Source organism: Variovorax sp. V15, assembly GCF_041154425.1.
In the GTDB taxonomy this organism is placed as follows: Bacteria; Pseudomonadota; Gammaproteobacteria; order Burkholderiales; family Burkholderiaceae_C; genus Variovorax; species Variovorax guangxiensis.
The window spans coordinates 1,281,568-1,308,181 of the sequence record NZ_AP028659.1; the positions used below are offsets into that span (position 1 = coordinate 1,281,568).

Here is a 26,614-nt window from a genome sequence, read left to right on the forward strand (position 1 = left end):
GCCGCACGCCATCGACTTCACCGCCTGTATCGCCGCTCTCTTGGCAGGTTCGGCGAGCTCGCCCCTGGCGCCTTGGCAGTTGCCTTCCAGCGAAGGAGCGCCGAGCGTCGGGCCGGACGCTTCGTGGCCGTGGGCGCCTGCCGGCGAGGCAGCAACGGCGAAGGGCCTCAAAGGTGGCCTCAACGTGGGGGCACTCGTCGAGCCGCTGTCGCGCGGGCGACGTATGCTCCAGCCCCCGACCCAGAAAGCGCAGACAGAAAGCGAGACGAAGCCGATGACCACCACCTCCATTCCCGCAACCCTCATCCCCGGCGACGGCATCGGCCCCGAGATCGTCGACGCCACGCTGGCCGCGCTCGACGCGCTGAAGGCGCCCTTCGCCTGGGACACGCAGATCGCCGGCCTGGGCGGCGTCAAGGCTTCGGGCGACCCGCTGCCGCAGGCCACGCTCGACAGCATCCGCAAGACCCGGCTGGCCCTGAAGGGGCCGCTGGAGACCCCCTCGGGCGGCGGCTACCGCTCGTCGAACGTGCGGCTGCGCGAGGAATTCCAGCTGTACGCCAACCTGCGCCCCGCGCGCACCATCATTCCCGGCGGCCGCTTCGACAAGATCGACCTGACGGTGGTGCGCGAGAACCTCGAGGGCCTCTACATCGGCCACGAGCACTACGTGCCCATCGACGGCGACCCGCATGCCGTGGCCATGGCCACCGGCATCAACACCCGCCAGGGCAGCCGCCGCCTGCTCGAATACGCCTTCGAAACCGCCATCGCCACCGGCCGCAAAAAGGTCACGCTCGTGCACAAGGCCAACATCATGAAGGCGCTCACGGGCATCTTCCTGGAGACCGGCCTGGACCTCTACGAGAAGAAGTACAAGGGCAAGTTCGAGCTCGACACGGTCATCATCGACGCCTGCGCGATGAAGCTGGTGCTCAACCCCTGGCAGTTCGACATGCTGGTCACGACCAACCTGTTCGGCGACATCCTTTCCGACCTCGTGGCCGGGCTGGTCGGCGGCCTGGGCATGGCGCCGGGCGCCAACATCGGCACCGACGCGGCCATCTTCGAGGCCGTGCACGGCTCCGCCCCCGACATCGCCGGCAAGGGCATCGCCAACCCCACGGCCTTGCTGCTGGCTGCCGCGCTGATGCTCGACCACGTGAAGCTGCCCGAACTGGCCGCGCGCCTGCGCACCGCCATCGACGAGACGCTGAACATCGACAAGGTGCGCACCGGCGACCTGGGCGGCACGGCCGGCACCGAGGCGTTCACGAAGGCGCTGGTCAGCCGCATCAACGGCGCTTGAGCCCCGCTGCGGCCGCGTTTTCTTTTCCGAGCCCCCATGTCATCGACAACCCTTCCAGTCCTCTCCCTGGTCGAAACCCGCGTGCTTGGCGTGCTCGCCGAAAAGCAGCGCACCGTGCCCGACAGCTACCCGCTCACGCTCAACTCGCTGGTGTCGGGCTGCAACCAGAAGACCAGCCGCAACCCGGTGCTCGAACTCACCGAGTCGCAGGTGCAGGCCGCCGTAGACAGCCTCCGGGGCTACAGCCTCGTGGCCGAGACCAGCGGCGGGCGGGCCTTCCGCTACGAGCACAACGTCGACCGCGTGCTGCGGATCCCGTCGCAGTCGGTGATCCTGCTGACCGTGCTGATGCTGCGCGGCCCGCAGACGGCGGGCGAGCTGCGCATCGCCTGCGACCGCATGCACAACTTCGCGGACATCTCGTCGGTGGAGGGCTTCCTCGACGAACTCGCCGAGCGCCCGGCCGGCGCGCTGGTGGTGAAGCTGCCGCGCCTGCCCGGCGCGCGCGAGAGCCGCTGGGCGCATCTGCTGAGCGGCCCGCCGCCCGAGGAAAGCATGCGGCCCGCCGGTGTGTCGTCCGATTCGGGGCAGGCGTCGCACGACGTGTCGCTGGGCGAAGTCGCGGCACTCAAGGCCAACGTGGCGCGGCTGGAAGCCGAGGTGGCGTCGCTGAAGGCGCTGCTGGGGCGGGTGTGCTCGGAGCTGGGGATTTCGGAGGCGGGGTGACGGGCCCCTGAGCGCCTCATGAGCGCCCTCTGATCGCGCCATTTCACACGGGCTTCACGCAGCCCGCACACCCGGTGTCTAACTTCGGCCTCCATTGCGAATACACCTGGAGCCCTGCATGGACAACGGACACATCGTCGCGTGGCGCGACCACATGCCCTTCGACGACATCACGCGCCGCGCGCTCGCGTGGCTCGCGGCACTGGCCGGCATCGCGAGCCTGTATGCCTTCTTCTGGTGGGCCGCCTCGGCCACCGGTTTCTTTCTTTTCGACGGCTATCGCCACACCTGGCGGAGCCTGGGCACGGCGGTCGTGTTCCGCGACATGGACACGGTCTACTACCTGCTGAGCTGGGTCTTTTCCGTCTTCGGCGGCTTCTATGGCTGGATCGCGCTCGTCGGCTTTGCCGCGACGCATCGGCGCGGGTGGGATGCGGTGGCGCCGTGGATCAAAACCGGCTGCGCCGTCGGCGTGGCCGCCGGACTGGCCTTCGAGCCGGGACGACTGCTGGCGCTGCTGCCCATCGTCTGCGCGGTGACCCTGCTGCTGCGCTCGATGCTGATGCCATCCGCCGACGCGCGCCGCGTGGAATTCAGCTCCCGGACACCGGTACGTCCAGGCTGAGCTTCACCGGGTCCATCGTGACCAGCGTTCGGAAGCGCTTGACGTTGTTGCTCTGAAAGAAAAGCTGCCGCGTGAGCGCCGTGTACTGCGCCATGTCGCGCACCACGAAGACCAGGATGAAGTCCCACTCGCCGGTCACGTAGTAGCACTGCTGCACCTGCGGACAGTCTTTGAAGCTCTTCTTCATCGCGTCCAGCCGCTCGATCTGCTCGCTTTCGGCTTCGACCTCGGCCACGATGGTCAGCGGATGGCCCAGCGCGGCGGGCGACAACACCGCGCCGTAGCGCTGGATGACCCCCTCGTCGCGCATGCGCTTGAGCCTTCGGTTCACCGCCGCCGTCGACAGGTGCACGCGCTCGCCCAGTTCGCTCTGGGGCATGCGGCTGTCGGCCTGGATCAGCTCCAGCAGGCGAAGGTCGAGGGCGTCTAACGGGGTCATGGGTGCCGGTCGGATGCTGGGTGCGCGCAAAAACGTTGCGTCGGAAGCCTCGATTTTGCGTACCTGTCTCGCACCATTGTCAATAGCATCCCGCCATGAACCTCCACGACGCACCCCTGCGCGACACGCTCACCGGCTGGCGCCGCGCGCTGCACGCCATTCCCGAGACCGGCTTCGAGGAGGCGAAGACATCCGCATTCGTCATCCGCGTGCTGAAGGCGCTGGGCCTGGAGGTGCACACCGGCATCGGCGGCACTGGCCTCGTGGCCAACCTGAGGGTGGGCAGCGGCAAGGGCATGATCGGCCTGCGCGCCGAGATGGACGCGCTCAACATCACCGAGCTGCCCGCCGACCGCGCCTACGCCTCCACCACGCCCGGCAAGATGCACGCCTGCGGCCACGACGGCCACATGTCGATCATCCTCGGCGCGGCGCAGCTGCTGAGCGAGCGGCGCGACTTCGACGGTACCGTGCGCTTCATCTTCCAGCCAGCCGAGGAGCACGGCCGCGGCGCGAAGGCGATGATGGAAGACGGCCTGTTCCAGCGCTTCCCGGTCGACGAGATCTACGGCCTGCACAACATGCCCGGCATGCGCGCCGGCACCTTCGCCACGCGCGCGGGCGGCCTGATGGCCAGCGAAGACAACTTCGTGATCCACGTGAAGGGCCGGGGCACGCACGCCGCGCGGCCGCACATGGGCATCGACCCCATCGTGATCGGCGCGCAGATCGTGCTGGCGCTTCAGACCATCGTCTCGCGCACGCTCGACCCGGGCGCGCAGGCGGTGGTCTCGTGCACCGAGTTCATCACCGACGGCATCCGCAACGCGATTCCGTCGAACGTCGTCATCAAGGGCGACACGCGCAGCTACGACCCCGAGGTGCAGCGCATGCTGGCCGCGCGCATGCGCGAGATCAGCGAGGGCATCTGCCGCATGCACGGTGCCGGCTGCGAGTTCAGCTACACGCACGAGTTCGCGCCCACGGTGAACTGGGCCGGGTGCGTGCCCACGGCGGTGGCCGCCGCCACGGCCGTGGTAGGCGCGGAGAACGTGAACGCCGACGTGGCGCCGATGATGATCTCGGAGGACTTCGGCGCCTTCCTGCAGGCCGTGCCCGGCGCCTTCGTGTTCCTGGGCAATGGCGCAGAGGGCGAGCCCGGCGGCACGCCGCTGCACAACGGCAGCTACGACTTCAACGATGAGGTGCTCGCCACGGGCGCCCGCTATTTCGCGGAGATCGTCCGCATGCGCCTGCCCGCGCAGGGCCACACCACCAACTGATTGATTGATTGAGCGAACGACATGCTTTTCAGGAATCCCCAGGCGCGGCGCCGCGCATACGACGAATCGCTGCGCGAGGTGATGAGCATCGCGCGCGGCAAGGAGAGCCGGCAGTGGCTGTCGACATGGAAGCGGCTGCAGCCCGCGCCCACGCCGGCATGGTCGCTGCCGGGGCTCGCGCGGCAGCTCGGCATCGGCGCGCTGACGGTGAAGGACGAGTCGGCGCGCTCGGCGCTCGGCAGCTTCAAGGTGCTCGGCGCGCCGGTGGCGCTGCTGAGGCTGGTGCTGCGCCGCTGGCCCGACCGCGGGTGGGCGCCTGCCGATCTTCTCGCCGGCAGGCATGCGGATGCGCTGCGCGACTTCGTGGTCGTCAGCGCCACCGACGGCAACCACGGCCGCGCGCTGGCGGCGGCCGCGCAGAGCATCGGCTGCCGCTGCGTGATCGTGCTGCACGCGCAGGTCAGCGAGGAGCGCGAGGCGCCGATTGCGGCGCTGGGCGCGGAGATCGTGCGCATCGCTGGCAACTACGACGAGTCGGTCGAGGAGGCGGCCCGGCTGGCCCGCGCCAACGGCTGGGAGGTGGTTTCCGACACCTCCTACGAAGGCTACGAGGAAGTGCCGCGCGACGTGATGCAGGGCTACGGCATCCTGGCCGATGAGCTGCTCGAGAGCAGCGCCGCGAATGCGCCGTGCCCTTTCACCCACGTCGTCGTGCAGGGCGGCGTGGGCGGGCTGGCCGCGGGCGTCGTCAGCCATTTCTGGGAGCGCTACGGGGCGGCCCGTCCCAACTTCATCGTCGTCGAGCCCGAGCAGGCGGACTGCCTGCTGCAGAGCGCGCGCAACGGCCATCCGAGCCGCGCGACGGGTTCGGTCGATTCGGTGATGGCCGGGTTGGCGTGCGGAGAGACTTCGCCGCTCGCATGGCGCTTTCTTCAGCCCGCCGTCGACGTCTTCATGACGGTGACCGACGCGCAGGCCGAGCAGGCGATGCGCACGCTCGCGAGCGGCGATGCTGGCGATGTGCCCGTGCTCAGCGGCGAATCGGGGGCTGCCGGCCTCGCCGCATTGCAGGCGCTGGCGGCCGACCCCGTCGCGCGCGATGCCGCAGGGCTGGACCCCGATGCGCGCGTGCTGCTCATCAGCACCGAGGGCGCGACGGCGCCCGGCGTCTACCGGGGCATCACCGGCCGCTGCGGCGAGGAGGTCGTCGCCGCGCAGGCGCAGTGGCTGCGGCGCGAGGGCATTGCGGAAGACGCGCTCATGGCGCGCATCGAGGCGCATGCCGCCATCGGCGCGATCGACGGCGGCGGAGTCTGCCGCATCGCGCTGACCGACGCCGACCGCCAGGGCCGCGACCAGCTGGTGCGCTGGATGAAGGAGCTGGACCTGGAGGTGCGCATCGACCGCATCGGCAACATCTTCGGCATCCGCGCGGGCATCACCGATGCAGCGCCGGTGATGACGGGCTCGCACATCGACACCGTCGCCACCGGCGGCCGCTATGACGGCAACTACGGCGTGATGGCTGGGCTGGAGGTGGTGCGCTGGCTCGACGCGCGGGGGCGCCGCACGCTGCGGCCCATCGTGGTGGCGGCCTTCACCAACGAGGAGGGCGTGCGCTTCATGCCCGACATGATGGGCTCGCTGGTGCACGCGGGCGGCCTCTCGCCCGACGCCGCCCTCGACACGCTCGGCACCGACGGCGCGCGGCTGGGCGACGAGCTCGCGCGCATCGGCTACGCGGGCGACATGGCATGCGGCGCCATCGTGCCGCATGCCTTCGTCGAGTTGCACATCGAGCAGGGGCCGGTGCTCGAAGCCGAGGGCCTGGCCATCGGGGCGGTGCAGGACCTGCAGGGCATCTCGTGGCAGGAGATTTCCATCGTCGGCCAGTCGAACCACGCCGGCACCACGCCCATGAGGCTGCGCCACGACGCGGGCTACTGCGCGGCGGCCATCGCGGTCTTCGTGCGCGACCTGGCGCGGCGCTACGGCGGCAGCCAGGTCGGCACGGTGGGCGTGCTTGATTTGCATCCGAACCTCATCAACGTCATCGCCGCGCGCGCGACGCTGACGGTCGACCTGCGCAACACCGACGAGGCGATGCTGCGGCGCGCCGAAGCCGAACTGGAAGCCCTTCTGCGCGAGCTGGAGAAGGAGGAGGGCGTCACCATCGAGGCGCGCCGTCTGGCCCGCTTCGAGCCCGTGGTGTTCGACGCGGGGCTGGTCCGCCGCATCGAGGCCTCGGCCCGCGCGCGAGGACTGCCGAGCCGGCGCATGACCTCGGGCGCCGGGCACGACGCGCAGATGATGGCCCGCATCTGCCCCGCCGCCATGATCTTCGTGCCCAGCGAGCGCGGCATCAGCCACAACCCGAGGGAGCACACGGCGCCGGCCGAGCTTGCCAACGGCGCGAGCGTGCTGCTGGACGTGATGCTGGCGCTGGCGGACGAGCCGCCAACCGCCTGAACAACCTGAACGGCGGGAGCCTCAGGCCGCCGCTGGCGTCCAGCCGAAGAAGCGCAGCACCTCGTCGCGCTGCTTCATCGTGTCGGCGCGCCCCAGCGCCATCAGCTCGCGCGTGTAGGCCGACTCGAAAAGCAGGTAGCTGGCCAGTGCGCCGCCCTTCACGTCGGCCGCGACCTTCGAGCCGCCCAGCAGGTGCCGCACCGCGCCGGGCAGGGCGTCGACGTGGCGCGCCGCGATCACGTCCAGGCGCTCCGAGGGCGAGATCACCAGCAGGTCGAGCGGGCGCAGCGTGCTCGCCGCGCGCGCCTCCTCCGGGATCAGTCCCAGCGTGTGGTTGATGCGGCGCAGGCGCTCGATGTCCACTGCCAGCGCGTCGAGGAAGATGCTGGACAGCGCGTGGCCCGCGATCTGCGCCATGGTCGGATAGCCGCTGTGGGTGTTGGGCGCGGTGGCGTCGCGCGGCTCGTGCATGCGGCCCGCGCCTATCACCACGATGCGCTGCGCGCCAAGGTGGATGGCCGCTGCGATGGGGGCCGACTGCCGCATCGAGCCGTCGCCGAAGTACTCGGTGTGGCCCTGCATCGGCAATGCCGTGGCCGGGAACACGAAGGGAATGGCCGACGAGGCCAGCAGGTGCTCGTGCGTGATGCTGTCGCGCACCGACAGGCGCTGCGAGCGTACCCACGGCTCCATCGGCACGGCCGCCTCGAAGAAGGTGACGTGCTCGCCCGAGCTGTAGCTCGACGCGGTCACAGCCAGCGCCTGCAGGTGGCCGTCCTTCATCAGCTGCGGCAGGCGGTCGAGCGGCACCATGCGCCGCAGCAGCTGCGACAGCGGCGTGTTGTCCAGCAGCGACTTCGGCTTGATGCGCATCCAGTTGGCCGCGAAGCGCCCGAAGCCCAGCAGCATGCGCCAGCGCGTGCCGCTGCCGATCACCGAGAGCGAATCGGCGCGGTACACCTGCTCGGCGCGGAACTTGCCCCAGACGTCGGCGATGTGGCCCACCACGTAGTCGAAGTCGTCGCAGCCGCAGGCCAGCGCCGCCGCGTTGATGGCGCCGGCCGAGGTGCCGGTGATGACCTGGAAGGGGTTGGCCGCGCCGGTGATCGCCGTGCCGGCCGCCCGGCGGATCTCGGCGATGGCTTCGAGCACGCCGACCTGGTAGGCGGCCCGCGCGCCGCCCCCGGTGAGCAGAAGGCCGGTGACGGGGCTTGTGTCGGGCATTTTTGTTCGTTGTCGGGCTATTGGAAGGGCTCGGGGTGCCGGCCTGGCGAGCGCCTTAGACTACCGGCCATTCAGGAGTTTGATCAATGGCACTCACCCCAGAAGGGCTCATGGAGGCGCTCAAGGCCGTCCAGGACCCTAACACCGGCAAGCCTTTCGCGGCGACCCGCTCGCTCAAGAACCTCCAGGTCTCGGAGGGCGACGTCTCGTTCGACCTCGAACTTGGCTACCCGGCCAGGAGCCAGCACGCTGCCATCCGCAGGGAACTGGTGGCGGCCGCCAAGGCGCTGCCGGGCGTGGAGAACGTGTCGGTGAACATCGTCACCAAGGTCATCAGCCACGCGGTGCAGCGCGGCGTGCAACTGATGCCGAACGTCAGGAACATCATCGCGGTGGCCTCCGGCAAGGGCGGCGTGGGCAAGAGCACCACGGCGGCCAACCTGGCGCTGGCGCTGGCCTCCGAAGGCGCCACGGTCGGCCTGCTCGACGCCGACATCTACGGCCCCAGCCAGCCCATGATGATGGGCATCGAAGGCCGTCCCGACAGCGCCGACGGCAAGACCATGGAGCCGATGGAGCGCCACGGCGTGCAGGTCATGTCCATCGGCTTCCTGGTCGACCAGGACCAGGCCATGATCTGGCGCGGCCCCATGGCCACCCAGGCGCTGGAGCAACTGCTGCGCCAGACCAACTGGAAAGACCTCGACTACCTCGTCGTCGACATGCCCCCGGGCACCGGCGACATCCAGCTCACGCTGAGCCAGCGCGTGCCGATGACGGGCTCGGTGATCGTCACCACGCCGCAGGACATCGCACTGCTCGACGCCAAGAAGGGCATCAAGATGTTCGAGAAGGTCGGCGTGCCGATCCTGGGCATCGTCGAGAACATGGCGGTGCACGTGTGCTCGAACTGCGGCCATGCCGAGCACATCTTCGGCGCCGACGGCGGAAAGAAGATGGCGGCCGAGTACCAGATGGAGTACCTGGGCGCGCTGCCGCTGGACATCAATATCCGGCTGCAGGCCGACAGCGGGGCGCCCACGGTGGTGTCGCAGCCCGACAGCGAGGCCGCCGGCATCTACAAGGCGGTCGCCCGCCGCGTGGCCGTGGGCATCGCAGAGAAGGCGAAGGACTTTTCCGCGAAGTTCCCGACGATCTCGATCAGCAAGAACACCTGAAGAACGGCCTTTCCCGATGAACCTGCTCGCCTCGATGCGCTACCTGGTGGCGCTGAACGAGCACAAGCACTTCGGCCGCGCGGCCCAGGCCTGCCACATCACGCAGCCGGCCCTGTCGAATGCGCTGCGCGCGCTGGAGACCGAGTTCGGCGTCGTCATCGTCAAGCGGGCCCGCGTGTACGTGGGCCTCACGCACGAGGGCGAGCGCGTGCTGGCCACGGCGCAGCGCATGCTGCGCGACAACGAGGTGCTGCTGCAGGAACTGCGCAGCGACGTGGACAACCCGCACGGCAGCCTGCGCATGGCGGCCGTACCCACCGCGATCCCGATGCTCTCGCGCTTCGCGGCCATGCTGCAGGAGCGGCACCCGGGCATCGTGCCGGCCGTGCTCTCGATGAGCTCGCAGGACCTGGAGACGGGGCTGGAGAACCTCTCCGTCGACCTCGCGCTGGGCTACACCGAGCGCATGCACCTGCCGGGCATCAAGCTCGCGGCGTGGCCGCAGAGCGTGGAGCACTACTTTCTCCTGCGCCGCGCAAAGAAGCCTTCGGCCGACCAGCTTCGCATCGGCCAGCCGATGTCGTGGGCCGACGCGGGCAAGCTGCCGCTGTGCCTGCTGACCTCCGACATGCACAACCGCGCCATCGTCGACCAGGCGCTGCGCGAAGCGGGCGCGCCGGTGAATCCGGCGATCGAGACCAACTCGGTGCTGGCGCTCGCGCTCGCGGTGAGCGCGGGCAAGGTCTGCAGCGTGCTGCCCGGCAGCATGGTGGATGCCGTGCGCACCCACCGCGAGCTGGAGGCGCTGCCGCTGGTGGGGCCGGACGTGCGCACGCCCATCGGCTTCATGACGCAGGACGGCGTGCGTGCCTCGCGGGCCCTCGAAGCCGCGCTGGCGTTCATGCAGGCGGCCGAGTGGCAAGCGCATCTGCAGGCGCACGAGGGCTCGCTGGGCGATTGACCGCGGCGGCGCATTCAGGGCCAAGGGGCCTTCTCATTTAGTTATTGAATCAGGCCATGCCCTGATCGAATTTGACGGCGCTTAAACCGTTCGCAGACACTCCGCGCCCCGGATTAGCAAAAACTTACACATCCGGCGAACAAGGAGAAATATGGCAGGTTCATCTGCAGGCGTTCTCGAAGGAGAGCGCATCGTTGGAGCAGGGGCGCAACCGCAGCCCGGCTTCCTGGAAAAGGAACGCATCATCGCGGGCCCCGGCTTCAACCGCTGGCTCGTTCCACCGGCCGCACTGGCCATCCACCTGTGCATCGGCATGGCCTACGGCTTCTCGGTGTTCTGGCTGCCGCTGTCGAAGGCGCTGGGCACCGCCGGCACCGGCGCCCAGGCCTGCGCCAAGGACATGAGCTTCTTCGCCGAGCTCTTCGCCACCAACTGCGACTGGCGCGTGGCCACCCTCGGCTGGATGTACACCCTGTTCTTCGTCTTCCTCGGCTGCTCGGCAGCCCTGTGGGGCGGCTGGCTCGAACGCGCGGGCCCGCGCAAGGCCGGCGTGGTGTCGGCGCTGTGCTGGTGCGGCGGCATGCTGCTGTCGGCACTGGGCATCCACCTGCACCAGTTCTGGCTGATGATCCTCGGCTCCGGCGTGATCGGCGGCATCGGCCTCGGCCTGGGCTACATCTCGCCGGTGAGCACGCTGATCAAGTGGTTTCCCGACCGCCGCGGCATGGCCACCGGCATGGCCATCATGGGCTTCGGCGGCGGCGCGATGATCGGCTCGCCGCTGGCGGTCGACCTGATGAAGCGCTTCTCCACCGCCACCGACGTGGGCGTGATGCAGACCTTCGTGGTCATGGCGCTGGGCTACTTCGTCTTCATGATGGCCGGCGCGCTGGGGTACCGCGTGCCGCCCTCGGGCTGGAAGCCCGAAGGCTGGACGCCGCCTCCGGCGCAGGTCAGCAACACCATGATCACGCAGCGCCACGTGCACGTGCGCAAGGTCTGGGGCATTCCGCAGTTCTGGCTCGTGTGGCTGGTGCTGTGCATGAACGTGAGCGCGGGCATCGGCGTGATCGGCATGGCGTCGCCCATGCTGCAGGAAGTGTTCGGCGGCGCGCTGATCGACCTGCCCGCGAAGTACGGCGAGCTCGACAAGACGCAGCTCGCGGCCATCGCCGTGGTGGCGGGCGGCTTCACCGCGCTGCTCTCGCTCTTCAACATCGGCGGGCGCTTCGTGTGGGCGAGCATGTCGGACAAGCTGGGCCGAAAGCTCACCTATACGGTGTTCTTCGTGCTCGGCGGCATCCTGTACGCGAGCATTCCCTCTTCTGCCGGCGCGGGCAGCAAGCTGCTTTTCGTGGGCGCGTGCTGCGTGATCGTGTCGATGTATGGCGGCGGCTTCGCCACCGTGCCGGCCTACCTGGCCGACCTGTTCGGCACGCAGTTCGTGGGCGCCATCCATGGCCGCCTGCTGACCGCATGGGCCACGGCCGGCATCCTGGGCCCGGTGGTGGTGAACTACATGCGCGAATACCAGCTGGGCCTGGGCCTGCCGCGCGAGCAGGTCTACAACCAGACCATGTACATCCTCGTGGGCATGCTGGTGATCGGCTTCATCGCCAACCTGCTGGTGCGCCCGTGGCCGACAGGCACTTCATGAGCGACGAGGAACTTGCCGTCGAGAAGAAGCTGGCGCACGAGAAGGCATCTGCCGCCGAGGTGGGGGCCGGCTCGGGCCGCGCCGACACGGTGAGCCCGGCGGTCGTCGCGCTGGCCTGGCTGGCGGTGGGCATTCCGCTGGCCTGGGGCGTCTACAAGACGCTGATGAGCGCCGCCAAGTTCTTCCACTGAAGACGGTCGGCCGCGGCAGTCGGCACCCCGGCTGCCGGCCGTTGCAGGCCGACAATGGCGCCCAGCATTGGTTTACGCTTGGCGCCCACATGAAATCCAAAGTCCAGTTCCGTCTGCGCGTCTACCGGGACGACGCCATCGCCATCGGTCCCGGCAAGATCGCGGTGCTCGAAGCCGTGGCCGAGACCGGCTCGATCTCGGCGGCGGCCCGGCTGCTGGGCATGTCTTACCGGCGGGCCTGGATGCTGATCGACGAGATGAACCAGTCGCTGGCCTCTCCGGCCGTGAACACGGCGGCAGGCGGCTCGCGCGGCGGCGGCACGGCGCTCACTCCGGTGGGCGAGGAGATCGTCAAGCACTACCGGGCCATCGAAAATGCTGCGCGCCTTGCCGCCGCGGCCGACATCCGTGCGCTGACACGGCTGCTGGCGCAGTAGGTCCGCAAGCGACCATTGAGCTGCCGGACGCGCGGTTCATTGCTCCTTGATAGCTCCCTGAATGCCTCTTCCGGCCGGCGGTACGGCCCACGCCGCCTCGCGGCGCAGCACCTCGCCGATGTCGCCCGCGTCGGTGGCGCCCACGAAGAACGATTGGCTTGCGCCGTCCGCGCCGACGATGGACAGCACGAAGCCAGCGGCATCCATGGTGCGTTCGATGCGCCATTCCTGTACCCGTGTCACGCGATGGCGAAGCTCCGGCCGGCCCGAGATCGAACGGACGACGGCGTCGTGGGCGGATGCGCGCATGGCGGGTGTCTCCTACGCTATATCCGTCAGTATATGGAGGATGACCGATTTGCGCACTCCTGAAAGAACATCGGGCTGAACGTGTAACAATCGCGCCGTATTTTCATGAACATGACGAACTCGCTCATCGCCTCGACCGACTGGTTCCCCCTGGTGCTGTCGCTCAAGGTCGCCGCCGTGGCGACCTTGATGGCGCTGATCGTCGGCGTGGCGCTGGGCTGGGTGTTCGCGCGCAAGAAATTCTTCGGCAGCAACGTGCTCGAAGCCGTCTTCATGCTGCCGCTGGTGCTGCCGCCCACGGTGATCGGCTACGCCATCCTCGTGGCCGCGGGGCGCCGCAGCCCGCTGGGCGGCTGGCTGCGCGAGCACCTGGACTACACCATCATCTTCAGCTGGCACGGCGCGGTGGTGGCCTCGGCCGTGGTGGCGCTGCCGCTGGTGCTCAAGTCGGCCAGCGCGGCGTTCGCGGGTGTGGACCGCTCGCTCGAAGCAGCCGCCAGCACGCTGCGGCAGTCGCCGTTCTCGGTGTTCCTGCGTGTCACGCTGCCGCTGGCCTGGCCGGGCATCCTGGCCGGCACGCTGCTGGCTTTCGCGCGCGCCATGGGCGAATTCGGCGCCTCGCTGATGGTGGCCGGCTCCATTCCCAAGCAGACCCAGACGCTGTCGATGGCCATCTACGACGCGGTGCAGGCCGGGCACGACGACCTCGCGCTGCTGCTGGTCATCGTCACTTCGCTGCTGTCAATCACCGTGCTGGTGCTGTCGAACCGCTTCTTCTCGCTTCGCTGATCTCGTGTTCCATCCATACCCACAAGGAGTTGCAATGCGTCCGTTCCGTCTCTTGTCCCTCGTCGTCGCGCTCGCATTGCCGCTGGCCGCCTCGGCCCAGCAGATCACAGTGTCCGCTGCCGCGAGCCTGACGGATGCGTTCAAGGAGATCGGACCCAAGTTCGAAGCCGCCAAGGCCGGCGCCTCGGTGCGCTTCAACTTCGCCGCCTCGGGCGTGCTGCTGCAGCAGATCGGCCAGGGCGCGCCGGTGGACGTGTTCGCCAGTGCCGACCAGGAAACCATGAACCGCGGCGTCGAGCAGAAGGCCATCGATGCCGCCACGCGCAAGGACTTCGTCACCAACAGCCTGGTGCTCATCGAGCCCGCCAAGGAAGGCGTGGGCCTGAAGTCGCTGCAGGACCTGAGCGGGGCCAATGTCAAGAAGATCGCCGTCGGCAAGGTCGCGACCGTGCCGGTCGGCCGCTACACCAGGCAGGTGCTCGACAACGCCAACCTCTGGACCGCGCTGGAGCCCAAGTTCGTGCAGGCCGACAGCGTGCGCCAGGTGCTCGACTACGTGAGCCGCGGCGAGGCTGAGGCCGGCTTCGTCTACCGCACCGACGCGGCCATCGCCGGCGACAAGGTGAAGATCGCCTTCACGCCCACCGGCCACACGCCCGTGACCTACCCGATCGCCGTGGTCGCCGAAAGCAGGCAGAAGGCGCTGGCCGGCGACTTCATCGCCTTCCTCTCGACGCCCGCCGCCCAGGAAGTGCTCGCGCGCTACGGATTCGGCAAGCCATGATCGATGTCGATCTGAGGCTCACGGTGGCCGACGGCCGCCGGCGCTTCGATCTCGCAGTGCGTTTCGCGACGGACGTACCCTTTGCCGCGCTCTACGGCCCGTCGGGTGCGGGCAAGTCGCTCACGCTGCAGGCCATCGCCGGCCTGCTGCATCCCAGCTCGGGCCACGTGCGGCTCGACGGCCGCACGCTGTATGACTCGGCCCAGGGCATCGACGTGCCCGCGCCGGCGCGGCGCATCGGCTATCTCTTCCAGGACTACGCACTGTTCCCGCATCTCAGCGTGCGCGAGAACGTCTCCTTCGGCTTGACCGCATGGCATCGCCGCAGGCCCGCCGCGAAGGACGCCGAGCGCGTCCATGCCCTGCTCGAAAGCTTCGGCCTCGCCGCGCTGGCCGACAGCCGCCCCCAGAACCTCTCGGGCGGCCAGCGCCAGCGCGTCGCGCTGGCCCGCGCCCTGGCCTGCGAGCCGCAGGTGCTGTTGCTCGACGAGCCCTTCGCCGCCCTCAACCCCATGCTGCGCGCCGAACTGCGCGAGGAACTCGCCCAGGTGCGCAGGCAGTGGGGCATTCCGGTGCTGATGATCACGCACGACATCGAGGACGTGCTCGCCCTGGCCGACGTGGCCTTCGTCTACAGCGAAGGCCGGGTGGTCCGCGAGATCGACCTGCACAACGCCGAGAGCCGCGATGTCGCGCTGCACGAGGCGGCCGGTGCTCGCCTCGCGGAAGACACGCCGCTGCGGCGCAAGCTGAGGGGGCTGCTGATGAGGGACACCCGCGGAGTCTGAGGCGGCTGGCTTCATTTCCTTTTTGAATCGCCGCATGTCCCGATTCAATTTGACGCTCCAGCGGCCCGCGGCGAACACTCGCTCGCATGAGCAGCGAGCAGAAGATCGAGTTTTACAAGGGCCCCGCGGGCGGCTGGGGCGCATTGCGCAGCGTGACGAACGCGCTGCTGCGGCAGGACATTCCCATCAAGGGCGCGAAGACGCTGCTCTCGGCCAACCAGCCTGACGGTTTCGATTGCCCGGGCTGCGCCTGGCCCGACCGCAACCACGCCTCCACCTTCGAGTTCTGCGAGAACGGCGTGAAGGCCGTGGCCGCCGAGGCCACCGCGCGCCGCGCAGGCCCCGAGCTGTTCGCGAAGCACACCGTGGCCGAACTGGCCGGGCAGAGCGACTTCTGGCTCGAAGACCAGGGCCGGCTGACCCACCCGATGGCCTACGACGCGGCGAGCGACAAGTACGTGCCTATCGAATGGGACGACGCCTTCGCGCGCATCGCCCGGCACCTGAACGCGCTGCCCGATCCTGACCAGGCCATCTTCTACACCTCGGGCCGGGCCAGCAACGAAGCGGCCTTCCTGTACCAGCTCTTCGTGCGCGAGTACGGCACCAACAATTTTCCCGACTGCTCGAACATGTGCCACGAGCCCAGCGGCAGCGGCATGCGCCCGCAGCTCGGCGTGGGCAAGGGCACGGTCACGCTCGACGACTTCGAGAAGGCCGACGCGATCTTCATCTTCGGCCAGAACCCCGGCACCAACCACCCGCGCATGCTCGGCGAACTGCGCGCGGCGTCGAAGCGCGGCGCGCGCATCGTGAGCTTCAACCCGCTGCGCGAGCGCGGCCTTGAGCGCTTCGCCGACCCGCAGGACAAGCTGGAGATGGCGACCCTGGGTTCCACGCCCATCAGCACGCACTACTTCCAGCTGCGCGTGGGCGGCGACTTCGCCGCCGTCAAGGGAATGATGAAGCACGTCATCGAGCGCGAGGACGAGGCCGTGGCTCGCGGCGAGCCTTCGGTGCTCGACCATGCATTCATCGCCGAGCACACCACCGGCTTCGATGCACTGGCGGCCGACCTGCGCGCCGAGCAGTGGGACATCCTGGTGCGCGAATCGGGCCTGAGCGAGGAACAGATCCGCGCTGCGGCCGACGTGTACCTGGGCGCCGAGCGCGTCATCGCCTGCTGGGGCATGGGCATCACCCAGCACCAGCATTCGGTGGCCACGATCCAGATGATCGGCAACCTGCTCATGATGCGCGGCAACATGGGCCGCGAAGGCGCGGGCGCGTGCCCGGTGCGCGGCCACAGCAACGTGCAGGGCGACCGCACCATGGGCATCTGGGAAAAGCCGCCCGCGGCGCTGCTCGACCGCCTGCAGCAGGTGTTCGGATTCGAGCCGCCGCGCCGCAACGGCGTGGACACGGTCGAGGCCATCCAGTCGATGCTCGACGGCAAGGGCAAGGTGTTCTTCGCGCTCGGCGGCAACTTCGCGGCCGCCACGCCCGACACCTACCAGACCTGGAAGGCGCTCAGGCAATGCGAGCTCACGGTGCACGTGACGACCAAGCTCAACCGCAGCCACGTGATCCACGGGCGCGAGGCGCTGATCCTGCCGTGCCTGGGCCGCACTGAGATCGACATGCAGGCCGGCGGCCAGCAGGGCGTGACGGTGGAAGACTCGATGAGCATGGTGCACATCTCCATGGGCATCAACCCGCCCGCGTCGGAGCACCTGCTGTCGGAGCCGGCCATCGTCGCGCGGCTCGCCGCGGCCACGCTGGGCGCGCGCAGCAACACCCCGTGGCTGTGGCTCATCGAGGACTACGCGCGCATCCGCGACAAGATCGAAGCCGTGTTCGACGACTTCAAGGACTTCAACGCCCGCGTGGCGCACCCCGGCGGCTTCCGCCTGCGCAACACCGCGAGCGAGCGCGTGTGGAACACGACTTCGAAGAAGGCCGTGTTCTTCACGCATGCCGTGCCGCTGGACACGCCTTCGCACCGTGCCCGGGCACGATTCGCGAAAAAGGGCGACACCATCGTCTTCACGTTGCTGACCACGCGCTCGCACGACCAGTACAACACCACCATCTACGGCATGGACGACCGCTACCGCGGCGTGTTCGGCCAGCGCCGCGTGGTCTTCATCAACAAGGAAGACATCCGCGCGCTCGGCCTGAAGGACGGCGACTGGGTCGATATCCAGACCGTGTGGAACGACGGCCAGGAGCGCCGCGCCGACCGTTTCAAGCTGGTGGCCTACGACATCCCGCGCGGCAACATCGCGGCCTACTACCCCGAGACCAATCCGCTGGTGCCGCTGTCGGCCGTGGCCGAGAACGCCGGCACGCCGACTTCCAAGTCCATTCCCGTGGTGCTGGTGCCGCACGAGCTGCCGATCCAGAAACTGGCGGAGGACGAGGCAGACGGCATGGTGGCGGCGGCATGAGTGCGTTGCTGCAGGACAGCCTGTCGGTGGCCATCCTGCGCATGCTCGCGCAGGAGCCCGACGGCACGGGCGTCTCGCTGCCGCGCCTGGGCAAGCGGCTAGGCCAGGGTGCCAGCGTGCTGATGCGCCGGCTCACGATGATGGGCGATGCCGCCATCGGCGGCGTGCGCGGCCCGGGCTGGGTGCGCGTGGTGCAGCAAGACGACCGCTGGGTCGCGCACCTGCTCGAAGCCGGGCGGGCGCAGGTGGGAACACTTCCTCCCGAAGACGAGAACCGCGACTGAGCCGACAATGGCTCGACCAGCTGGAGCCCCCATGTCGAAGCCAGAAACCGACGATTCCGAAGACACCCTGCCGCCGCTGTCGCGGCACGCCGTGCGCGTGTTCGGCGAGCGAGGCGTCGCGCCCGAAGGCGAGCTGCGCGACGACACCCTTGCTGCCGAGGTGCCGGTGGCACTGGTGTTCAACGGCGTCTCGCACGCGGTGATGATGGCCACCCCGCAGGACGTGGAAGCCTTCGCGCTCGGCTTCGCGCTGAGCGAGGGCATCCTCGACACCGCCGCCGACTGCCGCGGCATCGACGTGCGCACCGTCGATGCTTCCGAAGCCGGCCTGCCCGCCGGCATGCCCGGCATCGAGGCGCAGCTCGAAATTTCCACGCGCAGCTTCGAGCGCTTGAAGGACCGCCGCCGCAGCCTCGCGGGCCGCACCGGATGCGGCGTGTGCGGCGTCGAGAGCTTCGCGGGGCTCGACCTGTCTCCGCAGCCGGTGCCTGCACGCGACTGGATCGAACGCGTCGACCTTCCGACCGTGCTGCGCGCCTTCGCGGGCATGCCGCCGCGCCAGGTGTTCAACGCCGAGGCAGGTGCGATCCACGCGGCCGCATGGGCCACCGTCGACGGCGAACTCACCGACCTGATGGAAGACGTGGGCCGCCACAACGCGCTCGACAAGCTCATCGGCAGCCTCGCACGCGCGAACCGCCTGCAGGAGCCGGGCTTCGTGCTGATGTCCAGCCGCGGCAGCCACGAACTCGTGCGCAAGTGCGCGCGCGTGGGCATCGCGGCGATGGCGACCATCTCCGCGCCGACCGCCATGGGCGTGCGCATGGCCGAGCTGTGCGGCCTGCGGTTCTGGGGGCTGTGCCGCGCGCCGCGGGGTGTGCTTTATGCCGATGGGCTCGGCGGGGCGGTTCTTTCGAGCGCCAGCACCGCATCGGCTACCACTTCGATCCCCTGATCCGAAAGATCGCCGGCCGCCACGCGCTGCCGCCCCGCCCAGGCACGGAAATGCAGCTCCTGCGACTTCTGGTAATGCGGGTCGTAGTGCAGCGACATCAGCTCTGCGAACAAGTGCGGCAGATCGGCTTCATGCGCCCACTGCTGCCAGCGCGAGACGGTCTCCTTGCCCTGCAATTCCTTGAGCGCGCCCAGCCTGTCGGCCAGCGCGTCCCGGTCATCACCCAGATAGGCGTAGTCGCGCAGCAGATAAGCCAGCCGTGCCTCGGGCGGGGCTGCCACCTCGATACATGGCGCGGCGCGCATTTGCGCCACCAGCGGCAGGGGCAGCGAAAGCCGCCCGATGCGGATGCTCTCGCCCTCCACGTACAGCGGACGCGAGAGGTCGAGGGTTTCGAGCACCGCCGCGATGCGCGTCTCGAAGTGCTTCTGTGAAGGCTGCGCCACGCCTGGCAGCGAACCGAGCAGCGAGCCCTTGTGGCGGGCGAAATCTTCCAGGTCGAGTACCTGTGCGCCGCGCGCGGCCAGCGCGTGCAGCACCCGGGTCTTGGCGCTCCCGGTGGCGCCGCAGATCACGCGCAGGTCGAGCTTCGGGGTCAGCGTATCGATCTGCGAGATGACGTGCCGGCGAAAGCTCTTGTAGCCGCCCGCGAGCTGCTGGGCGTCCCAGCCGACAAGGCGCAGCCAGGTGACCATCGAGCCGCTGCGCATGCCGCCGCGCCAGCAGTAGACCAGCGGCTTCCAGTTCTCGGGCCGGTCGGCCAGCGTCTCGCGCAGGTGCCTGGCGATGTTGGCCGCCACCATCGCGCCGCCGATGCGCCGCGCCTCGAAGGCGCCGGTCTGGACGTAGACGGTGCCGACGATGTGGCGCTCCTCGTCGTTCAGCACCGGGCAGTTGATGGCGCCCGGGATGTGGTCGAGCGCGAACTCGGCCGGCGAGCGGGCGTCGATCAGCGTGTCGAAGGCGTGGCGGTCGGCCACCCGCACGGGCTGGCGATGACTCATGGCAAAAGGAACCTCATGCCCCCGATTGTCGGTGACAGGGGCGATCAGGCGTAGGCTGGCCCGAGCCCCTTGCGCAAGCGAGCGCTGGCAAAGTCCACCAGCGTGACCAGCACGAACATCGCGATCAGCACCGTCATCGCCTGCTGCTGCTGGAAGATCGACAGGTGGAAGTACAGCAGCTGCCCCAGCCCGCCGCCGCCAACGAAGCCCAGCACGGCGGCCATGCGGATGTTCATTTCCCAGCGGTAGAGCGTGTAGGCCACCCACTGCGGCAGCACCAGCGGCAGGCTGGCGTAGCTGAAGGCAGTGACTGCATTCGCGCCCGACAGCGTCAGCGCCTGCTCGGGCTCGCGCGGCGCGTTCTCCAGCGCTTCGGCGAACAGGCGCCCAAGCACGCCCGTGGTGTGCAGCGACAGCGCCAGCGCACCCGCGAAGGGGCCGATGCCGGCGGCCAGCACCATCAGCGCAGCCCACACCAGCTCGGGCACGCTGCGCAGGAAGTTGAGCGCAAAGCGTGCGGCATGGCGTGGCAGCCAGCCTGCGCGGCCCGATGCGGGCAAGGCCAGCACCGCGCCCGCGAGCGCGGCCAGCACGGTGCCGAGGGCCGATACCGCCAGCGTCTGCAGGGCGCCGGTGCCCGTCTTGGCGAGGAAGTCGGGGGAGAGGTCCGGCGGGAAGAACTCCACGATGAACTTGCCCATGAGCCGCAGCGACTCCATCGAACCGAGCGCGCGGTAGTCGATGCCCAGGTAGGCGAAGCTCGCGACCACCGCCGTGCCGATCAGCAGCAGGGCGATGCGACAGCGCCAGCACGGCGCCGGGCGCGGAGGCAGCGTCTTCGTCGTCATGCCAAGAGCCTCCGCAGCGCGCTGCTCAGCAGGTCGGCCAGCAGCACCAGCGCCAGGAACACCAGCAGGATGCTGCTGGCTTCGCCGCCGTTGAGCATCTTCATTGACTGGTCCATCAGCTGCCCCAGCCCGCCCGCGCCCACGAAGCCCATCACCACCGAGGCGCGCACCGCGCATTCCCAGCGGTAGACGGTGTACGAGGCCAGCTCCTGCGCAGTGTTCGGCAGCAGGCCGTAGCACAGCGCCGCGAGCCGGCCGCTGCCGCCTTCGAGCAGGGCGCGGGCCGGGCGCGTGTCGGCCGATTCGAGGATCTCCGCGTAGACCTTGCCCAGCATTCCGCCGTAGGTGATGGCCAGCGCCAGCACACCCGAGGCCGGCCCGAGCCCGAGCGCGCGCACGAAGAGCAGCGCCCAGACGATCTCCGGAATCGCCCGCAGCACCATCAGCAGCCAGCGCGCGGCCTGCCGCACGACGCCGGCCTGCACCCGGCCCGGCCCCGGTCCGATGCGCGAGATGGAAAGCGCGCGCGTCGTCACGAAACCCAGCGGCGCGCCGATCAGCAATGCGAGGGCAGTGCCGGCCGTGGCCATGGCCAGCGTCTCCAGCGTGGCCTTGAAGAGCAGGGCGAGAAAGGCCGGCGAGCCGTCAGGCGGGAAGAAACCCGCCAGGAAGCCGCCGATGACCGCGAGATTGCCGCTGCCGAACAACGCCCACGGCTTGAACTCGGACAGCGCCAGCATCGGCCATGCGATGACCAGCGCGGCGGTCCATGCAGCCAGCCGGCGCGCGGCGTGCGGATCGCGCAAAGCTGCGGCCGTGCTCAAGGGCAGTCCGGCCGGTGGAAGGCCGCCTCCACTACCGCGGCTGTTGCGGCACCCGCCGGCAGCGGTCGTTGCGTCGCGATCCCGCCTTCGCTCGCGTAGAGCGCGTCGAGCATCCCGGGCGTGACCTGTGCGGCCGGCAGGTCGAACATCACCGCGCCGCCGCGCATGCCGACGATGCGCGGAAACCAGCGCAGCGCCAGGTCCACCGCGTGCAGCGAGGCCATCAGCGTGGCGCCTGTCGATTCGCTCTGCGCGACGAGCTGGCCGATGGCCGCGTCGGCCAGCGTGGGGTCGAGCGCGGACACCGGCTCGTCCGCCAGCAGCAGCGCCGGCCGCTGGTACAGCACGCGCGCGATGCCCACGCGCTGCAGTTGGCCGCCGGAGAGCCGGTCGCAGCGCTCGAAGAGCCGCTCCTCCATGCCCAGCCGCGCGAGCGCTTCATGCGCGCCGGTGATGTCCGATGGGTGAAGCAGCGAGCCCAGCGCGCGCAGCGTCGACCACTCGCCGAGCCGCCCCGCGAGCACGGCGGTGACCACGCGCAGCCTCGGCGCAATGGGCGGCGACTGGTGCACGGTGCCGATGCTGGCGCGCAGCTTCTTCAGCGCCGCGGCAGGCAGCTGCCAGGGCCTGGTGCCCAGCGCCTGTACCTCGCCCTCGGTGGGCCGCAGCGCCGCGCCGAGCACGCGCAGCAGCGTGGTCTTGCCGGCGCCCGAGGGCCCGATGACGGCGATGCGTTCGCCATCGCGCGCGGACAGCGTCACGCCGGCCAGGGCGCGCTGGCCGTTGGGGTGGATCACGCCGACGGCGTCCAGGGCGAAGCTCATGCCGGCTGGCTTTCGAGGGCCGAACCCTCACCCCAGCCCTCTCCCGCGCGCGGGAGAGGGGGCAAGGCGGAGCTCGGCTGTTGGCTCCCTCTCGCTCTCCCGCTCGCGGGAGAGGGCCGGGGTGAGAGTGCCCCCGCCTCCGGACAAATCACTTGATGAGGCCGGCCGACTTGCCCGCCGTCTCGATCCCGTCGTAGTTCGACGACTTGGTCGGGATGAACTTGCTCGCACGCTGCAGCGCCATGATTTCCTTGTGCGCCGGGTTGGCCGGGTCGAGCTTGAGGAAGGCGTCGGTCAGCTTCTTCGTGACCGCGGGGTCGAGGCCGGGGCGCACCGTCCAGTTGTAGTCGTAGTAGGTCGGCGTGGTGGCCAGCACGCGCACCTTGGCGGCGTTGGGGTTCTTTGCCTCCACCAGCTTGTCCCACACCGACGCGTTGAGCACGCCGGCTTCGGCGCGCGAGGCGGCCACGAAGGCCACGGTGGCGTCGTGCGCGCCCGAGAACGCGACGGTCTTGAAGTCCTTCTCGGGGTTGATGCCCGCCTGCAGCAGGAAGTAGCGCGGCATCAGGCTGCCCGAGGTGGAGGAGGGCGCGCCGAAGGCGAAGGTCTTGCCCTTCAGGTCGGCCAGCGTCTTGGCGGTGCTGTCCACCGGCACGATGAACTTGCTGGTGAACACCTCGTCCTCCGCGCGCTGCACGATGGGCACCGCGCCGCCGTTGGTGCGGATGCGCGCCTGCACGAAGGTGAATCCGCCGAGCCAGGCCAGGTCGATCTTGTTGGTGGCCAGGCCCTCGACCACGGCGGCGTAGTCGGTCACGGGCGTGAACTGCACGTCCATGCCGGTTTCCTTCTTGAGATAGTCGCCCAGCGGCGTGAACTTGCGCTGAAGCTCGGTGGGCGCCTCGTCGGGAATGGCCGAGACGCGCAGCACGCCCTGCGCGAAGGCGCCGGCGCCTGCGGCGCAGAAGCTCAGGGCAAGGGCCAGTCGGGTGAGTGTCTTTTTCATGGATGCGCCTCGGAGGCTTGCGGTTTTGGAAAGGACGGGATTGTAGAAAGCGGGCCCGATTCGATAATCGCGCCATGAACCCGACTCTCATGAACCCGCTCGCGCCCCTGCGCCTCACGAGCTTTTCGCATGGTGGCGGCTGCGGCTGCAAGATCGCGCCAGGCGTGCTGTCGCAGATCCTGAAGAACCAGGCCGGCGGGCTGATTCCGCCCGAGCTCATGGTGGGCATCGAGACCGCCGACGACGCGGCCGTCTACCGGCTCAACGACCAGCAGGCGCTGATCGCGACCACCGACTTCTTCATGCCCATCGTCGACGACCCGTACGAGTTCGGCCGCATCGCCGCGACCAACGCGATCAGCGACGTGTACGCGATGGGCGGGCGCCCGATCATGGCGCTGGCGCTCGTGGCCATGCCGATCAACCAGCTGCCGGTGGAGGTCATCGCCGAGATCGTGCGCGGCGGGCAGGACGTGTGCCGCGCGGCCGGCATCCCGATCGCGGGCGGCCACACCATCGATTCGGTCGAGCCGATCTACGGCCTCGTCGCCATGGGCCTGGTGCACCCCGAGCGCGTGCGCCGCAACGCCGACGCGAAGGCCGGCGACGTGCTCGTGCTGGGCAAGCCGCTGGGCGTGGGCGTGCTCTCCGCCGCGCTCAAGAAGGAACAGCTCTCCGAGACCGGCTACCGCCAGCTCATCGAAAGCACGACGAAGCTCAACACGCCCGGCATCGCGCTTTCGGCGCTCGACGGCGTGCACGCGCTGACCGACGTCACCGGTTTCGGCCTGGCCGGCCACACGCTCGAACTGGCGCGCGGCGCGAAGCTCAGGGCCGTCGTCGAATGGTCGAAGGTGCCGCTGCTGGAGAACGTGCTGGCCATGGCCGCCGAAGGCTTCGTCACCGGCGCGTCGGGCCGCAACTGGGCCGGCTACGGCGCCGAGGTGAGCCTCGCGCCCGGACTGCACGCCACCACGCAGAACCTGCTGAGCGACCCGCAGACCTCGGGCGGCCTGCTCGTGAGCTGCGCGCCCGATGCGGTCGATGCGGTGCTGAAGGTCTTCCATGACGAGGGCTTCTCGCGCGCGGCCGTCATCGGCCGTGTGGAAGCCGGCGAGCCCTCGCTGCACGTGGTGCCCTGAAGAGGCGGTTCTACGCCGACTCGTCGAGTGGGCAGTCGCCGTCGCAAGCTCGGATCGCGCAGCAGGCGAATGCCCGCTCGACGGCGGAAGGGGGAAGGAGTCGAACCTTCCCGGCGACGACTGGCGCCACCAACCGGGTTTGAAGCCCGGCCGCCCCACCAGGGACGATCCCCTCCCATGATCTGCTTCGTCGTTCAAGGCTTCGCCCCGAACAGCGACGTATCCGGCCGCAGCAGGTGCGTGTCCTTCACGCGCCGCGTGTAACCCACACGATCGAAGAATTCCAGCAGCTGGATCGCGCGCTTGCGCCCCAGCCCGGTCGCGTCCCTGAAGCTCGCGGCCTCCAGGCCCGCCGGCCCGTCGAGGCAATCGCGCGCGATCGCCGCAAGGCGCTCCACGGTCGCCAGTGGATAGTACAGGTCCTTCACCACCTGGAAGGTCTCGCCGCGCCGTGCGAGGCTTGCGAGCGTCTGCCGCACCATCGCCTCGCTCGCCGCGCAGTCCTTCGCCAGGTCGCGCATCCATGGCGGATCGAAGCCGCCATCGGCAAGCCTGGGCAGCAGCTTCTGCGCGAGCTTCTGCTCGGCTTCGTTGAGGCGTGCGGCGTGGTCCGGCAGATGCAGCCATGTGCCGCTGCGCACCAGCGTGCCGCGCGCGACCAGCTCGTCGAGCGCATGGCGCCAGAGCGCGTCGTCGGTGCGCGGCCCGGCCAGGCGCTTGAGGCGGCGGGCGTCGGGGCCGACTTCGTCGGGCGCGGTGCGATGGAAATCCGCGAGACGCTCGGCGATCTGTTCTTCGAGCACCCCCAGGTGCGACCGGGCGATGGCCGTGTGGCCGATGCGCACCGCGTCGGCAGGCAGCGGCAGCGCTTCTTCGTCGGCCAGCGAGAGCGCACGCGCCGCCTGTGCGGTCTCGATGCCCATCGGCGCATTGTGCAGCAGCGCGGTCACGCGGGCAGCGCGGTCGTCGATGGCCCATGCCGCCAGGGTGCGCAGCCGCTCGGGCGTGCGGCGATAACGCACCGGCGCGAAGGGATCGAGCACGCGCACGCCCGCCACCGTGCGCGTGGCCGAGGCATCGCGCAGCACCCCGCGGTCGCCGTGCCATGTGCCTACAGGCTCGCGCAGCACCAGCTGGGCCAGCGCGGTCTCGCCGGGCGCGAGCGCGTCGCGGTCGAGCAGCGCGACCGATGCCATCACGTCGCTCGCGCCCAGGTGCGCATGCACCGTCGCACCCGAGCGCAGCGACCTCGCCTCGTCGGGCCACAGCGTGAGCAGCACGTCGATGCGCGCCGAAGCGAGCGCGACGGACTGCGCGCAGATCCACTCGCCGCGATGCACCTCGTCCTTGCCGATGCCGGCCAGTGCGAGCGCGCAGCGCTGCCCGGCATGCGCCGATTCGGCCTGCTGGTTCTGCGCATGGATGCCGCGCACGCGCACCGTGCGGTTGCCCGGCGCAATGCGCAGCTCGTCGCCGATTCGCACCGTGCCGCTGAAGACCGTGCCGGTGACGACGGTGCCCACGCCCGAGAGGCTGAACGACCGGTCCACCGCGAGCCGGAAGGCCAGGTCGTCTTCTCGCGCGCGCTCCTGCCGCGCCACGTCGAGCAGCCGTTCGCGCAGCGCATCGATGCCTTCGCCCGTCGTCGCAGATACCGCCAGCATCGGGGCACCGGCCAGCGGCGTGGGCGCTAGCAGGGCAGCGATGCCGGCCCGCACCTCCGCGAGCCGCGCCTCGCGCACGCCGGCATCGATGCGGTCGATCTTGGTGATGGCCACCGTCGCCTCGCGTACGCCGAGCAGCGCCACCACCGCGAAATGCTCGCGCGTCTGCGGCATCACGCCGTCGTCGGCCGCCACCACCAGCAGTGCGTGGTCGATGCCGGTCGCGCCGGCCAGCATGGTGTGCAGCAGGCGCTCGTGGCCCGGCACGTCGACGAAGCCCAGCGACACGCCGTCGGGCGCGTGCAGGTACGCATAGCCGAGTTCGATGGAAATGCCGCGCCGCTTCTCCTCGGGCAGGCGGTCGGTGTCCACGCCGGTGAGCGCGCGCACCAGCGTGGTCTTGCCGTGGTCGATGTGGCCTGCGGTGCCGATGATCATCGTGGG

Annotated in this window: 24 protein-coding genes, 1 tRNA gene and 2 pseudogenes; 17 read left to right on the forward strand and 10 right to left on the reverse strand. The window is 69.5% G+C overall.

The genetic code is table 11. From position 1 onward, the window contains the following. The first annotated feature begins 274 nt into the window (after positions 1–274). The 3 genes from ACAM57_RS06280 (at position 275) to ACAM57_RS06290 (ending at position 2,660) form a co-directional block, all read left to right on the forward strand. Positions 275–1,309, forward strand: coding sequence for an isocitrate/isopropylmalate dehydrogenase family protein (locus tag ACAM57_RS06280; RefSeq protein ID WP_369661027.1), 1,035 nt, complete (start codon positions 275–277; stop codon positions 1,307–1,309). Between the two features lie 36 nt (positions 1,310–1,345). Continuing rightward, positions 1,346–2,035 carry a YceH family protein gene (locus ACAM57_RS06285; RefSeq protein ID WP_126024743.1) on the forward strand — a complete coding sequence of 230 codons (690 nt, stop codon included), beginning with the start codon at positions 1,346–1,348 and terminating at the stop codon, positions 2,033–2,035. Between the two features lie 118 nt (positions 2,036–2,153). Further along, positions 2,154–2,660 carry a hypothetical protein gene (locus ACAM57_RS06290; RefSeq protein WP_369661028.1) on the forward strand — a complete coding sequence of 169 codons (507 nt, stop codon included), beginning with the start codon at positions 2,154–2,156 and terminating at the stop codon, positions 2,658–2,660. Here the strand turns inward: ACAM57_RS06290 and ACAM57_RS06295 are convergent. Beyond that, on the reverse strand, positions 2,629–3,099 hold the full coding sequence (locus ACAM57_RS06295; RefSeq protein ID WP_126024745.1) for an Lrp/AsnC family transcriptional regulator: 471 nt from the start codon (positions 3,097–3,099) through the stop codon (positions 2,629–2,631). The two genes, ACAM57_RS06290 and ACAM57_RS06295, sit on opposite strands and share 32 nt — an antisense overlap. A gap of 95 nt (positions 3,100–3,194) precedes the next feature. Here ACAM57_RS06295 and ACAM57_RS06300 point away from each other — a divergent pair, with 95 nt between their 5' ends. From ACAM57_RS06300 to ACAM57_RS06310, 3 genes and pseudogenes are all read left to right on the forward strand, one after another. Further along, a complete protein-coding gene (locus tag ACAM57_RS06300) occupies positions 3,195–4,382 on the forward strand; it encodes a M20 aminoacylase family protein (protein WP_369661029.1) in 1,188 nt (395 codons plus the stop codon). 21 nt (positions 4,383–4,403) lie between these two features. Beyond that, positions 4,404–5,603, forward strand: a pseudogene (locus ACAM57_RS06305) (diaminopropionate ammonia-lyase); the annotation flags it as partial. Positions 5,604–5,642: 39 nt separating this feature from the next. Beyond that, positions 5,643–6,851: a M20 family metallo-hydrolase gene (locus ACAM57_RS06310; protein WP_369662404.1), complete on the forward strand. Its 1,209-nt coding sequence runs from the start codon at positions 5,643–5,645 to the stop codon at positions 6,849–6,851. Between the two features lie 21 nt (positions 6,852–6,872). On the opposite strand, the gene ACAM57_RS06315 is transcribed toward ACAM57_RS06310, so the two are convergent. Next, positions 6,873–8,075, reverse strand: coding sequence for a patatin-like phospholipase family protein (locus tag ACAM57_RS06315; RefSeq protein ID WP_184642515.1), 1,203 nt, complete (start codon positions 8,073–8,075; stop codon positions 6,873–6,875). An 86-nt stretch (positions 8,076–8,161) separates the two neighbouring features. Between ACAM57_RS06315 and apbC the strand changes: the two genes are divergently transcribed. From apbC to ACAM57_RS06335, 4 genes and pseudogenes are all read left to right on the forward strand, one after another. Further along, positions 8,162–9,253: an iron-sulfur cluster carrier protein ApbC gene (apbC, locus tag ACAM57_RS06320; RefSeq protein WP_369661030.1), complete on the forward strand. Its 1,092-nt coding sequence runs from the start codon at positions 8,162–8,164 to the stop codon at positions 9,251–9,253. A gap of 16 nt (positions 9,254–9,269) precedes the next feature. After that, on the forward strand, positions 9,270–10,214 hold the full coding sequence (locus ACAM57_RS06325; RefSeq protein ID WP_369661031.1) for a LysR family transcriptional regulator: 945 nt from the start codon (positions 9,270–9,272) through the stop codon (positions 10,212–10,214). A 151-nt stretch (positions 10,215–10,365) separates the two neighbouring features. Continuing rightward, positions 10,366–12,062: pseudogene (locus tag ACAM57_RS06330) on the forward strand (OFA family MFS transporter). Between the two features lie 89 nt (positions 12,063–12,151). After that, on the forward strand, positions 12,152–12,499 hold the full coding sequence (locus ACAM57_RS06335) for a winged helix-turn-helix domain-containing protein (RefSeq protein WP_126024752.1): 348 nt from the start codon (positions 12,152–12,154) through the stop codon (positions 12,497–12,499). Positions 12,500–12,535: 36 nt separating this feature from the next. On the opposite strand, the gene ACAM57_RS06340 is transcribed toward ACAM57_RS06335, so the two are convergent. Further along, positions 12,536–12,808: a hypothetical protein gene (locus tag ACAM57_RS06340; protein ID WP_184642512.1), complete on the reverse strand. Its 273-nt coding sequence runs from the start codon at positions 12,806–12,808 to the stop codon at positions 12,536–12,538. Between the two features lie 105 nt (positions 12,809–12,913). Here ACAM57_RS06340 and modB point away from each other — a divergent pair, with 105 nt between their 5' ends. The 6 genes from modB to fdhD all read left to right on the forward strand — a co-directional run bounded on the left by modB (position 12,914) and on the right by fdhD (position 18,858). Next, positions 12,914–13,597 carry a molybdate ABC transporter permease subunit gene (modB, locus tag ACAM57_RS06345; RefSeq protein WP_369661032.1) on the forward strand — a complete coding sequence of 228 codons (684 nt, stop codon included), beginning with the start codon at positions 12,914–12,916 and terminating at the stop codon, positions 13,595–13,597. A gap of 34 nt (positions 13,598–13,631) precedes the next feature. Further along, entirely contained in the window at positions 13,632–14,381 is a 750-nt protein-coding gene (gene modA, locus ACAM57_RS06350) for a molybdate ABC transporter substrate-binding protein (RefSeq protein WP_369661033.1), read from the forward strand. After that, complete coding sequence (locus ACAM57_RS06355) at positions 14,378–15,169, forward strand: ABC transporter ATP-binding protein (RefSeq protein WP_369661034.1); 792 nt, start codon at positions 14,378–14,380, stop codon at positions 15,167–15,169. The genes modA and ACAM57_RS06355 overlap by 4 nt, the downstream gene beginning before the upstream one ends. 86 nt (positions 15,170–15,255) lie before the next feature. Continuing rightward, positions 15,256–17,619, forward strand: coding sequence for an FdhF/YdeP family oxidoreductase (locus tag ACAM57_RS06360; protein ID WP_369661035.1), 2,364 nt, complete (start codon positions 15,256–15,258; stop codon positions 17,617–17,619). After that, the gene (locus ACAM57_RS06365) at positions 17,616–17,903 is read left to right on the forward strand and encodes a hypothetical protein (RefSeq protein ID WP_126024758.1); all 288 of its coding nucleotides are present in this window, start codon (positions 17,616–17,618) and stop codon (positions 17,901–17,903) included. The genes ACAM57_RS06360 and ACAM57_RS06365 overlap by 4 nt, the downstream gene beginning before the upstream one ends. A gap of 31 nt (positions 17,904–17,934) precedes the next feature. Next, entirely contained in the window at positions 17,935–18,858 is a 924-nt protein-coding gene (gene fdhD, locus ACAM57_RS06370) for a formate dehydrogenase accessory sulfurtransferase FdhD (RefSeq protein ID WP_369661036.1), read from the forward strand. Here fdhD and mnmH read toward each other — a convergent pair. From mnmH to ACAM57_RS06395, 5 genes are all read right to left on the reverse strand, one after another. After that, entirely contained in the window at positions 18,786–19,862 is a 1,077-nt protein-coding gene (gene mnmH, locus ACAM57_RS06375) for a tRNA 2-selenouridine(34) synthase MnmH (protein WP_369661037.1), read from the reverse strand. The two genes, fdhD and mnmH, sit on opposite strands and share 73 nt — an antisense overlap. Before the next feature lie 44 nt (positions 19,863–19,906). After that, positions 19,907–20,710 (reverse strand): phosphonate ABC transporter, permease protein PhnE, encoded by an 804-nt coding sequence (phnE, locus tag ACAM57_RS06380; RefSeq protein ID WP_369661038.1) that lies wholly within the window; start codon positions 20,708–20,710, stop codon positions 19,907–19,909. Next, complete coding sequence (locus ACAM57_RS06385) at positions 20,707–21,534, reverse strand: ABC transporter permease (protein ID WP_184640970.1); 828 nt, start codon at positions 21,532–21,534, stop codon at positions 20,707–20,709. Before ACAM57_RS06385 ends, phnE begins: the two co-directional genes overlap by 4 nt. Continuing rightward, positions 21,531–22,358, reverse strand: a complete 828-nt coding sequence (locus ACAM57_RS06390) for a phosphonate ABC transporter ATP-binding protein (RefSeq protein WP_369661039.1) — start codon at positions 22,356–22,358, stop codon at positions 21,531–21,533. Before ACAM57_RS06390 ends, ACAM57_RS06385 begins: the two co-directional genes overlap by 4 nt. A 148-nt stretch (positions 22,359–22,506) precedes the next feature. Continuing rightward, complete coding sequence (locus ACAM57_RS06395; RefSeq protein WP_369661040.1) at positions 22,507–23,364, reverse strand: putative selenate ABC transporter substrate-binding protein; 858 nt, start codon at positions 23,362–23,364, stop codon at positions 22,507–22,509. Positions 23,365–23,438: 74 nt separating this feature from the next. Between ACAM57_RS06395 and selD the strand changes: the two genes are divergently transcribed. Then, positions 23,439–24,506, forward strand: coding sequence for a selenide, water dikinase SelD (selD, locus tag ACAM57_RS06400; RefSeq protein ID WP_369661041.1), 1,068 nt, complete (start codon positions 23,439–23,441; stop codon positions 24,504–24,506). A gap of 84 nt (positions 24,507–24,590) precedes the next feature. On the opposite strand, the gene ACAM57_RS06405 is transcribed toward selD, so the two are convergent. Next, positions 24,591–24,683 (reverse strand) — tRNA-Sec (locus ACAM57_RS06405). A gap of 17 nt (positions 24,684–24,700) precedes the next feature. Then, a complete protein-coding gene (selB, locus tag ACAM57_RS06410) occupies positions 24,701–26,608 on the reverse strand; it encodes a selenocysteine-specific translation elongation factor (RefSeq protein WP_369661042.1) in 1,908 nt (635 codons plus the stop codon). Between the last annotated feature and the right edge of the window lie 6 nt (positions 26,609–26,614).